The organism is Microcoleus sp. B6-A1, from assembly GCF_036705085.1.
Taxonomy (GTDB): domain Bacteria; phylum Cyanobacteriota; class Cyanobacteriia; order Cyanobacteriales; family Microcoleaceae; genus Microcoleus.
Map to the genome: position 1 here is coordinate 26,062 of NZ_JAUBTU010000025.1, position 12,269 is coordinate 38,330.

The window sequence follows — 12,269 nt, forward strand, 5'->3', positions numbered from 1 at the left end:
GTAGCGTTAGATTATCAATTGCTTAATTTGTCTTTAATTTTATCCCAGAGAAATTCATCCATTTTTTCCTGCTGATCAAAGAAATATTCTTCTAGGTATGGCTCAATTTCCATTTGCCAAATATCTTGGATATCTTCAGCTAAGGTTTTTGTCAAAAAGAAAGAGATGCCTAATTCATAGTGTTTGTTGTTAATTGCCAGATTGACATTTTTGAGAAGGCTAATTAATTTATCAACTGGAAAACCTGTTTCCTCTCTGTGGTGATACTGTCGCAGCACTTCATAGTTTGGATAAACGGGAATGAATGCGAAGCGGCGGCGGAGTGCGTTATCGACTAAGGCAATAGAACGGTCTGCTGTGTTCATTGTGCCGATGATACGGACATTTTTAGGGATTCTAAATAGTTTACCGCTGGCTAGTTTAACAGTGCGATCGCGGTCATCAAGCAAATACATCAACTCTCCAAATACCTGAGATAAATTTGCGCGATTAATTTCATCAATAATGAGAATGCAAGTGTCTTCACAGGCTTCGGCTTTTTCGCAAAATTCTAGGAATCTACCGGGAACTATGGGATATGTTAATTGCCCGTCTTGACTTTGCGGGCGGATGCCTTGAATGAAGTCTTCATAGGTATAGGCTGGATGAAATTGTATCAGTTCCCAGAAGCCATCGCCGCCACCGATTAAATGTTTGGCTAGTTTTTCCGCTATGAAGGTTTTTCCGGTTCCGGGCGGGCCTTGCAGGATGGCTTGTTGCTTGCGGTGGATGGTGCGTATGCAGCGGTTTAGTTCTGTTTCGTCAAAGCCAGTTTCTTCGGCGCATTGGTTCAAAAGATATTCCGGTTGCAACTCTCCTTCTTCTACAGCGTATTCAAACACAATTGCCTCATCTACTAATGGCCCTTCGTTACTAGGAAAGTCATATTTTTTTATTTCTACAAGCCAGTGGCAGAACATATCAAATAGATCGTCCTCTCGGATAGATGGAACGCCAGGCTGGTGCATTTCTTTAGTTAATTCTTTAATCAGGTTGTGTCCGGTTAAGTTAGCATCGGAGTAGTCTATTAGCTGTTTGCTGTAGGCAGTATTGGCGAAATAGTTAATCACCTGTATTGACTTATCATTAATCGCGAGAAAGTCATCGGGACGGAGAGCATTGAGGATAGGCGTTAGCATTCCTATCTCGCCGAACCAGGAGACGCGCATTTCTTCTGAAAACTCTCTACAGGTCGAATATAGCTGACTCGGATCGTCGTTACAACAGCAGACTAAATAAAAAATTAATTCGGCAATTCTTACTGGCGCTATTAATGACAATTTTTTATACGATTTTGAATTCCATAATAACCCTTTTATTATGCACGGATTAATATGAATCCAGGCTCCCATTTGTCGATTAGTAGGAGAGTCTTGGTAAGGTAGAAGTTTCAACATTATAGATTCAGTCACATCTTCTCCATACTCAGCAGCAGCAGCGACCGCTTCAAAATTTCGACGCCCCTGCTGACGCTGCTCCTGGTAAGCCGCTGTGTGACGCAACCCATCGGGAGTGTATGGATATGAATTGACAAATTCTTGAAATAATTTGACAAACTCAGCCTTTTTTTCCGCTTCCATGCTATTCTCAAATACTGTCGATTAATTAATATTTTTCAGCAACACTTCCTGTCTAACGTTCTCCTAATAAATTGACAATGTTAAACTGATTAGCTGTCAGGTATCGAAAACTCTGTGGCGGTTTAAGGTTAGGTAACTTGTTTCTTAAACGATGTAACTCTACTGGCTGACTAAACCTATGAATATCTTTTAAAAAGATGCCTACACCTACTTTTACACCTTTGTAATAATCAAAAAATTCTTCATGGCTAATTCCTGCTATTTTTTCCACTTCCTCCCAAAGCTCTGTGATGGGTTTTTCAACAATATTATCCACCTTGAAAGAACCAACTACAGCTTTTTCGGGAGAGGAAACATAGACTACCACTCGATCTCCTTCATCCAAAAGTCGAGGCCGGACTCGGCGCAGTTCAACTGTTTTTGTACGATCGAATATTTTAGTTGCGTACTCGGGACGAATAGATAATAATAAGATATTTGACATTTGTGATTATCCTCTTTCTAGGTCGCGGTTCCTTCTTTGTAGATTATTCCAAAATTAGTTTTTGAAACCCTAAATACGCTTTGAACCGTTGTCTGCTTACCCAGTATTCCCTGAATTCTCTTTAATGTCAATGGGTTCGTGAAAAGCTGAGTGTGGCTGAATCTTATCGCCATGATATCTGCGTTTGGTTCCTCTTTGGCTATTGTCATTAAATCTTTTAATTCGTAGACTCCTAAGCTGCGAAATTGTCGATAGAGTTTTTCCGGCTTGTCTATTATAACTTCCTCTAGTCTAGAGCAAGCTTTAACCTCTTTTGTCCCCTGAGTAAATGATGAATTGGAGCTGACGTACCATAAAATTCTACCAATAACACCCGGTCTGAGGCCACCATTAGCTGACTTGCTTTTATAATATACAAGTTCCCGTTTTAAGGCTAGCTCAATTTTAGAGCCAAAAAGGCACTGCTTAGCTAACTCTTCATCGAATAAGTCTTTGGCCCATCTGGGTTGAATGGGAATCATGAAAGTAGGGAGGTCAGCATCAATAATCTTAGCAGGCCAAAGGCGACGTTCAAGCTCTGCCATCGTTCCTATATCTTGAATTAATTCGGGAGTGTTAAGGGTCTCGGCAATTTTCATGCAAAAATTATATTCTTCCCCTATTTTTGCTAGGTTTGCCAGTTTTTGAGACATATCCGCTGCTGTTTCTGCTACAGGCGGATTTGCCTTTAAATACCCATTATTAACTCGAACAAAAGCATCTTCTTGAATAGCTTGTATAACAATTTCATCGAAATACTGGTCAGTAAGTCTCGTAAATTGCCTGTTTTCTTTTACTGAAACTGATATGGAGTGGAAAAGTAAGTACCGTGCAAGTGCCGCTGCTAGAACACCGCGTTTAACTCGGAGCATTGTAACTTCTAATTCGTGATTTTTATGTTGGCAATAGGCAATTAAAGCAAGCGGTTGATTTTCACCATCTAAAACGACCTGACACTTGAATTTATCGGGATTGGAAATTATCTGGCGCAGATTTTTCTGAAAATCGGCTATTTTTTCTCCCCTATCAACCGCATAAAAACAGTTAGTTAACAGTAATTTATCAAATTTGCTATCAATTAGTTGAATGGTGAGATTCTGTATGCCGACAAACCGTACTGGTTGATATTGAGTATCTCTGCGAACATCATCCAGTTTAACAATTAAGTCTGTAGGAGTCATAATTGCTAAACTAAAGTTTTCATAGACGGCATCTGCTAAAGCTAATATTTTGGGGTCGCGAGTTAAAAAAATTAAGTAATCAGCAGCAATAGCTTGTGCTAATTGACGAACTAATACTTCGTTTATTTCATCAATATTGATACTGGAAATTAGACGATTGAGAGACTTAAATTTTGTTTCAAAAGCCTGCCGCTCGCAGTGGATTTTAGTAAAAGTCTCCCCTAACAGGCGTTTACGCTTTCTTAGAGCGACCTCAGAGATCGCGTTTATTGCCTTAAAAATCTCATCGGTAATACACAATTCCAAATAATCTTGTAACCAGTCAGCAAGTAGAGAGTCTGATTCGGCGCTTTCAATATCTTCATTACCGTGCAATTCTAAGAAAATACTTGTATCAATAACAGCACAAATTTTAGACTCTAGTTGTTGTGCAGCAGCTTGAGAAAATATAGTTGGATGACCGTGATCCAACCACCAAACAGTAAGCAGTTTACCCTCCTTACTTCTTCCCGGGCGATCGTTAAGAGGAATAAAACCCAATGTTTCCCACATTCTGTCTATTCCATAATCGCGACGGCATTTGAGTTGAATTCCATAAAAATTCTGAGTTTTTTGGCTGAGGGAATTGACTAGCTGTTTAGTAACACCCCGACCGCGATATGCAGGATCGACGCAGAGATGAACGATAACAATAATGTTGCTGCGACGCACTGGTCGGTAAAGCAGATAGCCAATGCAATTTTTTTGAGGAGTGAGTGCTATAAGTATCACCCGATCTCTTGCACTTTCGCGAAAAGCACCTTCTGTAAAAAAGCCCAGAGTTTTTTTATTGGCATCACCTAGGGCTATAACAGTTTCTAAATGGGGGGATGTTTCGTCAATCTCTTCAATCGTCATCTGTGTTTCTTCTGTCACTTTTTTGTACCTCCTTAAGTTACCGCCATACCTCAGTTTGATCTAAATTTACCACTGAGTCAATGATTTGGGTGCCTATCTCGCCCTTACTTCCCTCTCAGTATCACATTACAAGTGGCTGGGAAAGTCGGGAGTCATAAAGTACGATCGCACCCACCATCCTTACCCGCATCAATAGCCCTCCCAAACCAGTAACGCAGGCAAAACCGCTAACAACAGTTCCCGGAAAATTTCAACTTGCGCCGAGTGCTCAGATTTACCAAATTGTGTCTATACTAGATAATTGAATCCGGCGATCGCGACTAATAACGGGTACATTAAGATACAAAGCAGTAGCAGCAATAATGCGATCGGGTAAATCGGGAATTTGCGATCGGTCAACTTGCCTTAAAGTCAAAGCTATATTGCGATCGAAAGGAATTTCAACCAATAAGGCATCATCGCTCTCAACTTCTCTCAATAATAGATCGAGAGTAGTTGAATTAATCCGCCCTCTCTCGCTCAGATAGACAATTTCTGCTAATGTAATTGATGAAAAAGCCACCTGATTTCCTTCGGCAGCTATCTCTTCTATTGTCGTTCTAGCAGTCACCGAAAGTCGTGAATCGGCAAAGATATACCAGATAATAGCATGAGTATCAGCTACAGCACGCAGCATTAGAAATCCTCCCTTGGGAAATTCGCCCATTCTTCGCTGCGAACTTCATCTATATCAGCGGCAGAAGGTGCAATTCCCAAGTCAGCACATAAACCCCACAATGATTTGCGGGGAGTCGGCCCAACAACTAATTCTCGTTCTATTTCAGGAACTATCCACTTAATCAATCGTAACTTTTCGGCTAGAGACAAGTGCTTGACAAGATTTAAAACCGCCTCAAAAGTCATGTTTTTTATGTTTCAATTTGTGATTGATGTAATTGTAGCATTTTGGCCGCCAAGGACAGCATCACCAGGTTTGGGTTGAGAAGATTCGTTTACCACGGTTCCCGGAAAATTTAAAACTGTGTCGAAATTATCTAAACGTGCTATATTCAACTCCGTAAACCCTGAACTTCCCTATCAGGTATTGCAAATTTATCCACGAGTCAACTGAATGCTCTCTACTTTCAAGAAACTAGCTTCAATTGCAATCATCTTTGCCGCCCTAAAACTTTTACTGAATTATCCGGTTTTCAGAGAAATAGAAAATTATATCGCAAATAGAGACCCAGCAAGTGCTACCTTAGACAATGGAACTCTGCAGCAAAAACCCAGCAGCCCGCCTCCGGTACCTCCCAAAAAATCACCGGAGCAAACGTTCGATGTAGTAGTATATGGTGATGAAGTACCGGGGATATGTGCGGCGATATGGGCGAAGAAAACTTTAGGCGCAAAGGGCAAAGTTGCGATCGTGCGATCGAACTACGGAAGAGCACCTTTGGGCGGCTTACTCACCCGCGGCGGTTTAGCTTACATCGATTTAGATAAAATCCCCGATTGGTACCGCCAACCCTACGCCCAATGTTTTAAGGAATTCTTAGATAAAGCGAATGCGCGCGAATCTTGCTTAGACCCAAAAAGGGCAGATCAAGCTCTCCGGCAAATGCTTTCAGCAGCAAAAGTCAGAGTAATTTCCAACTCAACTCTTACTCCCCACGTCGTAGATAAAAAAATCGAATATGCCGAAGTAAAAGGCAGCACCTTAAGAATTAAAGCCAACTCTTTTATTGACGTAACTCAAGACGCGGAATTAGCCAGAAAAGCCGGATTATCTTATTATACAGGATATGAATCTCAAAATATAAAATCAAAAAATGAAACTTTAGCAGTCTCTGTAGTTCCGACAATTACAGGTATAACAATGTCCGAATTCCGCAGCATAGAAGATGACATTCTCTACAATCGACCTTTGGTAAAAAAGATTAAAGAAAGCATTATGAAATCTAAAGATCCGGCCAGTACAAAATTCTGGCTGAGGAATTTCTGGAGTACGATTTATCAGCCATATACAGACGGCTACGACATCAGAAGCGTAGCCATAGGAGCAGCGTATCACATAGACAGAAATCTGCCCTTTAGTCAAAATAAAGGATTCTTTTTTGATAAAGGCAATGTCTGCGTTTATAACAAAAATGTGCTGTCCTGGAACGGGTTTCTGTTTAAATACCAAGTTGACCAAATCATGAAGATGGAAGCTAACGGCAGAAAACCGACTCCTGAGATGATTAAAGAAATGTCACATCTCCAACACTGGCTACAAAAGAAATCTGGTAAAGATGTGAGAGTATTTATTCCAGACGAGATTTATATCAGGCAAAGTTTGAACGTTCGCGAGGTGGTAGATCCGCTGACGGGGAAGGAGATTATCAAAGGGGGAACAGCAGCGTCCAAGTCGATCGGCAGTTTTTCCTACGATTTCGATATGCGGGGCGGAGTCAAGAATTTATCTGCGAGAATTCCGCCGCTACCCGTCTATAATTTCGGGATAGAAAGCGCTTTGGCTAGCAAAGTCAAGAATTTAGCCATTGTCGGGCGATCGTCGGGTTATGTCGGTATGGCTGTATCCGTCGGGCGAATTGCGACGGTGAATATTTATCAAGGACAAGGTGTGGGCGTCGCCGCTGGTTTGGCTAGCAAGTTCGGCGTGCCACTGAATTCGATTACTTCGGCTGAAACGAAAAAAGCTCTGGAGACTTTAACGGGGAAAACGACGTATTTGTCGGGGAGAGATACGAGTTATGGGGTGGATTATAAGGAGGTGAAATAATTAGAGATATTAAGAGAACTTTACCGCAGAGAGCGCAGAGAGGGGAGGGATGAGAGGTTTTTTTACGACAGGATGAGGCGGCGAATTCCTTCTTTTAAAAAGCGGACATTAAAGTTGATGAGAAGGGCTAGAGGATAACCAGTCATTTTCAGGTATGATATAACTTGAGCCTCATGGATAGGAAGTATAGTTTGGACTGACTTTAATTCAATAACAAGAGTGTTGGCAACCAGCATATCGTATCTGCCTTCCCCAACCACAACACCCTTGTAAAGGACATTCACCGTAGGTTGAGGGTCAAAAGGAATTCCCCGGAGAGCGAGTTCTTCACGCAACGAATTCTCATATACCGCTTCCAAAAAACCCGGCCCCAACTCCTTATGAACCTCCATCGCCGCCCCAATCACCGCATAAGTCAACTCATTCAGATCATCTTCCAACTCTCTTCTCTCCTCTTCTCAAACCAATAATCACAATCATAATCCAAAACCCTCCCCACACTCTTCCCTCTGCGCCCTCTGCGCCCTCTGCGGTTCAAAACTCTTCTCTTAATGGAGTGGATTGTAAAGACGTGAATAGATATTAAGAGGATTTTACCGCAGAGAACACAGAGAGCGCAGAGAGGGGAGGGATGAAAGGTTTGTTTACGACATCCAAAACCCTCGCAACACTCTTGCCTCAGCGCCCTCTGCGCCCTCTGCGGTTCAAACCTCTTCTCTTAATGGAGTGGATTGTAAAGAGGTGAATAGATATTAAGAGGATTTTACCGCAGAGAACACAGAGAGCCCAGAGAGGGGAGGGATGAAAGGTTTTTTTACGACATCCAAAACCCTCGCAACACTCTTCCCTCAGCGCCCTCAGCGCCCTCTGCGGTTCAAAACTCTTCTCTTCCCTCTCCTGTGGCACAATCTTATATATAAAACCTGCACCCTCTCGCCAATGACCGCAAACCTACCACCCCAATACGACCCCCAAGCCACCGAAGCCAAATGGCAAAAATACTGGGAAGACAACCAAACCTTCAAAGCTGACCCCGAAAAAGGCGGCGAACCTTACTGCGTAGTTATCCCGCCGCCTAACGTGACCGGCAGCCTCCACATGGGACACGCTTTTGAAGAGACGCTGATTGATGTCCTCGTCCGCTATCACCGCATGACTGGACGCAATACCCTGTGGTTGCCGGGAACGGATCATGCTAGCATCGCCGTTCAAACTATTCTCGAAAAGCAACTCAAAGCAGAAGGCAAAACTCGCCACGATTTAGGCAGAGAAAAATTCTTGGAACGGGCCTGGGAGTGGAAAGCTGAATCGGGCAATACTATTACTAATCAATTGCGGCGTTTGGGCGTGTCTGTTGATTGGTCGCGTGAACGCTTTACTATGGATGAAGGCTTATCCGCTGCTGTTTTAGAAGCATTTGTCCGCCTGTACGATGAGGGGCTGATTTATCGCGGTAATTACCTGGTGAATTGGTGTCCGGCTAGTCAGTCTGCTGTGTCGGATTTGGAGGTAGACCAGCAGGAAGTTGAGGGCCATTTGTGGCATTTCCGCTATCCTTTGACGGATGGTTCTGGTTATTTGGAAGTGGCGACGACTCGGCCGGAAACAATGTTGGGCGATACTGGGGTGGCGGTGAATCCACAGGACGATCGCTACAAACATCTTATCGGTAAAACTGTGACTTTGCCGATCGCAAATCGCGAAATCCCAATCATTGCTGATGAGTTTGTCGATCCGACTTTCGGAACTGGTTGTGTCAAGGTGACACCCGCCCACGATCCGAATGACTTCGAGATGGGTAAGCGTCACAATTTGCCGTTTATTAACATTATGAATAAGGACGGCACTTTAAATGAAAATGCCGGAGAGTTCCAGGGACAAGACCGATTTGTTGCCCGGAAAAATGTGGTGCAGCGGTTAGAAAGTGACGGGGTTTTGGTTAAAATAGAAGATTATAAGCATACTGTTCCTTTCAGCGAACGTGGCAAAGTTGCGGTCGAACCTTTGATATCTACGCAATGGTTTGTAAAGATAGATCCTCTTTCTCAACGTGCTTTAGAAGCATTAGATCAAAGTAACTCACCAGTCTTTGTTCCTGACAGATGGACAAAGGTTTATCGCGATTGGTTGGTGAAGCTGAAGGATTGGTGTATCTCCCGACAATTGTGGTGGGGACACCAAATCCCTGCTTGGTATGCTGTTAGCGAAACCCAGGGCGAAATTACTGATACAACGCCGTTTGTGGTGGCGAAAACTGAAGCTGAAGCTAAGGAAAAAGCTACGGCTAAATTTGGTAAGGATGTGCAGCTAGCAAGAGATCCAGATGTACTGGATACTTGGTTTTCGTCTGGGTTGTGGCCTTTCTCAACTCTGGGATGGCCTGACGAAACTAAAGATTTGGAGTTTTACTATCCGACAACTACTTTGGTAACAGGTTTTGATATCATCTTTTTCTGGGTTGCTAGAATGACGATGATGGCCGGACATTTTACTGAAAAGATGCCTTTTGATACTGTTTACATTCACGGTTTGGTGTTGGATGAAAACGGTCAGAAAATGTCGAAGAGTAAAAATAACGGTATCGACCCGCTGCTGTTGATTGGTAAGTACGGTACTGATGCTTTGCGCTACACCTTGGTTAAGGAAGTGGTAGGGGCCGGTCAAAATATTCGTATGGAGTACGATCGCAAAACTGATGAATCGAAATCAGTGGAAGCTTCGCGGAATTTCACGAATAAGTTGTGGAATGCGGCTAGGTTTGTGATGATGAATTTGGAGGGACAGACGCCGCAGCAGTTGGGAATTCCTCACCCCCCCCAACCCCCCCTTACTAAGGGGGGGAGAGAAGAAGATTCCCTTGTTGAGGGGGGGAGAGAGGAAGGGTTGGAATTGTGCGATCGCTGGATTCTTTCTCGCTACAATCAAGTTGTACAGCAAAGCCGCAATTGTTTGGAAAATTACGGTTTGGGGGAAGCGGCGAAGGGACTTTATGAGTTTATTTGGGGCGATTTCTGTGACTGGTATATTGAGTTAGTCAAGTCTCGCTTGCAACAGGATGCTGAACCAAATTCTAAGAAAGTGGCCCAGCAAACTTTTGCTTTTGTGTTGGAAGGGATTCTGAAACTACTACATCCTTTTATGCCACACATTACTGAGGAGATTTGGCACACTCTGACTCAAACAGGTGACGATCGATGTTTGGCTTTGCAAGCTTATCCTGAAGCTGATATCTCGCTAATTGATGCTGAATTAGAACAGCAGTTTGAGTTGTTGTTCGGTACAATTCGCACTATTCGCAATTTGCGGGCAGATGCTGATATCAAACCCAGTGTGAAGGTGACGGCGATTTTGCAAAGCGAAAGCGAGAAAGAACGCCAAATCATCTCAGATGGAGGTGTTTATATTCAGGATTTGGCAAAAGTCGAAAATCTGACTGTTACGGCTAGTTTGGATGCAGAACCCCCCCTTAATCCCCCCCTTGGTAAGGGGGGGCAAGGGGGGTCAATTGCTGGGGTAGTCGGTACTGTGCAAGTATTGATTCCTCTGGCTGGGGTGGTTGATTTGGCGGCTTTGCGTGCTAAATTGGAGAAGAAGTTGAGCAAGGTGGAAGCTGAAATTAAGCATACTGCGGCGCGCTTGACTAATCAGAAGTTTGTGGATAAGGCTACTCCTGATGTGGTTCAGGGGGCGAGGGATGCTTTGGCGGAAGCCGAAAAACAAGCCGAGATTTTGCGCGATCGGCTAAAGTTGTTTTAAGAGTTGACAGTTGACGGTTTTTAGTCAATTTGTAGGGTGCGTGAGGGCGAAAAACCTGGGAATCCCAAGGAAAATATTGACTCTCACGCACCGCAGGCGCGATCGGCTATAATCAAATAAGATTTTACAAGGTCTTTGGTTTTTAACTTAACTATTTAGAGATTTTAGTTTGGGATCTCACTATGCTATCAATAATTTATCCTCATATCGAGAAAGTAGCGGGTCAACCCGCACGGTTGCAGCGGATACCCCGCGTGCGGGTTGTTCAGATTGTGATGGATTATTTAGCTTACGGTTGGTCAGTCGAAGAAATGTGCCGCCAGCATCCTTATTTGATGCCGTCGGAGGCTCATGCAGCGATGGCTTATTACTTCGACTTTCAATCTGAAATTGAGCAGGAGATTCGCGCGGAATGGGAGCAGGTACAACAGGAAAAATCTTTGCTTTTACCTTCACCATTTTTCGTGAGAATGCGAGCTAAGGGATTATTGTAAGTGGCAATTTTTCTGTACATGGACGTTCACATTCCCCAAGCAATTACCGAGCAGTTGCGCCGTCGTGGTGTAGATGTTTTGACGGCGATCGAAGATGGTGCGACAGAATTGCCGGATGATGAACTTTTGGAACGTGCCACTCAGCTAGGGAGAGTATTGTTTACTCAAGATATCCGTTTTAGGGCAATGGCTCAAGATTGGCAGCGTCAGGAAAGACAGTTTGCTGGTTTGATATTTGGACATCAGCTAGGCGGTACGATCGGACAATTTGTTAAGGATTTGGAACTCATTACTTTAGCCTCGGAATCTGATGAATGGATGAATGCTGTTGAGTATATTCCTTTTTAGGACGATCGCACTTCCGTGTGAGAAAAATAGTAAAAATTAGGCCAAACAAAAATTACCAATCACTAATAACCCTCATGTTATATTTAGCCCAAGTACAAAATCAGGAAAATTTAGGCGAGATAAGTCTGCAATTGCTGGCTTGCCAAAATTCTGATGATACTTGGGCTATTCTTAGTGAAGAATGTTTCTTGACATTACCGCAAGATTTTGCTCAAAATCCAATTTACTCTGCAACTAATGTTTTAAATGAAGGGATTTTAGTATTAGCAGATATTGGCGAAAATAACCAGGTTGTCAATATTCAATCCGCTACAAACTGGGTACTACAATTAGTTGAGAAATATTTAACAACAGGCTTTACTCCCGATTTTTTGCAGCAAGAAGCCCAGAAAGCAGAAGGGTGGAGGCAATCTCTCACTTTGCAGAGTCAAGAATTGTCTCGCCGCTTGATTGAAGTTGAAGCCCGCCGAGAACAAATTCAAAATTTAGAAGCAAAACTCCAGCAGGAAAAGCAATTGTTGGAAACTTCGATCGCCCAATTGAAAATTCCGCCCGCTACTCCACTAATTTGACTTATAGTTTGACTTAAATTAACTAACCAAACATAGGGACACGGCACTACCGCGTCCCCACAAACCTAATATGCAATTTGCTGGACATCATATAATTTGTAACTTGACAAATACC

The 12,269-nt window shown here is 43.1% G+C and carries 11 protein-coding genes; 5 read left to right on the forward strand and 6 right to left on the reverse strand.

Features of this window, described 5'->3' with window-relative positions:
- Positions 1-14 precede the first annotated feature (14 nt).
- The 5 genes from QUB11_RS11555 to QUB11_RS11575 form a co-directional block, all read right to left on the reverse strand.
- A complete protein-coding gene (locus QUB11_RS11555; RefSeq protein ID WP_333202908.1) occupies positions 15-1,619 on the reverse strand; it encodes an AAA family ATPase in 1,605 nt (534 codons plus the stop codon).
- 52 nt (positions 1,620-1,671) lie between these two features.
- Entirely contained in the window at positions 1,672-2,103 is a 432-nt protein-coding gene (locus QUB11_RS11560) for an ASCH domain-containing protein (RefSeq protein ID WP_333202910.1), read from the reverse strand.
- Positions 2,104-2,120: 17 nt separating this feature from the next.
- Entirely contained in the window at positions 2,121-4,238 is a 2,118-nt protein-coding gene (locus tag QUB11_RS11565; RefSeq protein WP_333202912.1) for a GNAT family N-acetyltransferase, read from the reverse strand.
- 256 nt (positions 4,239-4,494) lie between these two features.
- Positions 4,495-4,896: a type II toxin-antitoxin system VapC family toxin gene (locus QUB11_RS11570; protein WP_333202914.1), complete on the reverse strand. Its 402-nt coding sequence runs from the start codon at positions 4,894-4,896 to the stop codon at positions 4,495-4,497.
- Complete coding sequence (locus QUB11_RS11575; protein ID WP_333202916.1) at positions 4,896-5,123, reverse strand: hypothetical protein; 228 nt, start codon at positions 5,121-5,123, stop codon at positions 4,896-4,898. The genes QUB11_RS11570 and QUB11_RS11575 overlap by 1 nt, the downstream gene beginning before the upstream one ends.
- Positions 5,124-5,331: 208 nt before the next feature.
- Between QUB11_RS11575 and QUB11_RS11580 the strand changes: the two genes are divergently transcribed.
- Positions 5,332-6,984, forward strand: coding sequence for an FAD-dependent oxidoreductase (locus tag QUB11_RS11580; RefSeq protein WP_333202918.1), 1,653 nt, complete (start codon positions 5,332-5,334; stop codon positions 6,982-6,984).
- 62 nt (positions 6,985-7,046) lie between these two features.
- On the opposite strand, the gene QUB11_RS11585 is transcribed toward QUB11_RS11580, so the two are convergent.
- Entirely contained in the window at positions 7,047-7,424 is a 378-nt protein-coding gene (locus tag QUB11_RS11585; RefSeq protein ID WP_333154313.1) for a GxxExxY protein, read from the reverse strand.
- Positions 7,425-7,923: 499 nt separating this feature from the next.
- Between QUB11_RS11585 and QUB11_RS11590 the strand changes: the two genes are divergently transcribed.
- The 4 genes from QUB11_RS11590 to QUB11_RS11605 all read left to right on the forward strand — a co-directional run bounded on the left by QUB11_RS11590 (position 7,924) and on the right by QUB11_RS11605 (position 12,154).
- A complete protein-coding gene (locus tag QUB11_RS11590) occupies positions 7,924-10,740 on the forward strand; it encodes a valine--tRNA ligase (protein WP_333202920.1) in 2,817 nt (938 codons plus the stop codon).
- Positions 10,741-10,922: 182 nt separating this feature from the next.
- On the forward strand, positions 10,923-11,234 hold the full coding sequence (locus QUB11_RS11595; protein WP_333060152.1) for a DUF433 domain-containing protein: 312 nt from the start codon (positions 10,923-10,925) through the stop codon (positions 11,232-11,234).
- Complete coding sequence (locus QUB11_RS11600) at positions 11,235-11,582, forward strand: DUF5615 family PIN-like protein (protein ID WP_333060153.1); 348 nt, start codon at positions 11,235-11,237, stop codon at positions 11,580-11,582.
- A gap of 74 nt (positions 11,583-11,656) precedes the next feature.
- Positions 11,657-12,154 carry a hypothetical protein gene (locus QUB11_RS11605; RefSeq protein ID WP_333202922.1) on the forward strand — a complete coding sequence of 166 codons (498 nt, stop codon included), beginning with the start codon at positions 11,657-11,659 and terminating at the stop codon, positions 12,152-12,154.
- The last annotated feature ends 115 nt before the right edge of the window (positions 12,155-12,269 follow it).

Bases quoted from the DNA above. Each gene is read 5' to 3' on its own strand.
- QUB11_RS11560 (WP_333202910.1), bottom strand. From the start codon at position 2,103: ATGTCAAATATCTTATTATTATCTATTCGTCCCGAGTACGCAACTAAA.
- QUB11_RS11570 (WP_333202914.1), bottom strand. From the start codon at position 4,896: ATGCTGCGTGCTGTAGCTGATACTCATGCTATTATCTGGTATATCTTT.
- QUB11_RS11590 (WP_333202920.1), top strand. From the start codon at position 7,924: ATGACCGCAAACCTACCACCCCAATACGACCCCCAAGCCACCGAAGCC.
- QUB11_RS11580 (WP_333202918.1), top strand. From the start codon at position 5,332: ATGCTCTCTACTTTCAAGAAACTAGCTTCAATTGCAATCATCTTTGCC.
- QUB11_RS11555 (WP_333202908.1), bottom strand. From the start codon at position 1,619: ATGGAAGCGGAAAAAAAGGCTGAGTTTGTCAAATTATTTCAAGAATTT.
- QUB11_RS11605 (WP_333202922.1), top strand. From the start codon at position 11,657: ATGTTATATTTAGCCCAAGTACAAAATCAGGAAAATTTAGGCGAGATA.
- QUB11_RS11595 (WP_333060152.1), top strand. From the start codon at position 10,923: ATGCTATCAATAATTTATCCTCATATCGAGAAAGTAGCGGGTCAACCC.
- QUB11_RS11575 (WP_333202916.1), bottom strand. From the start codon at position 5,123: ATGACTTTTGAGGCGGTTTTAAATCTTGTCAAGCACTTGTCTCTAGCC.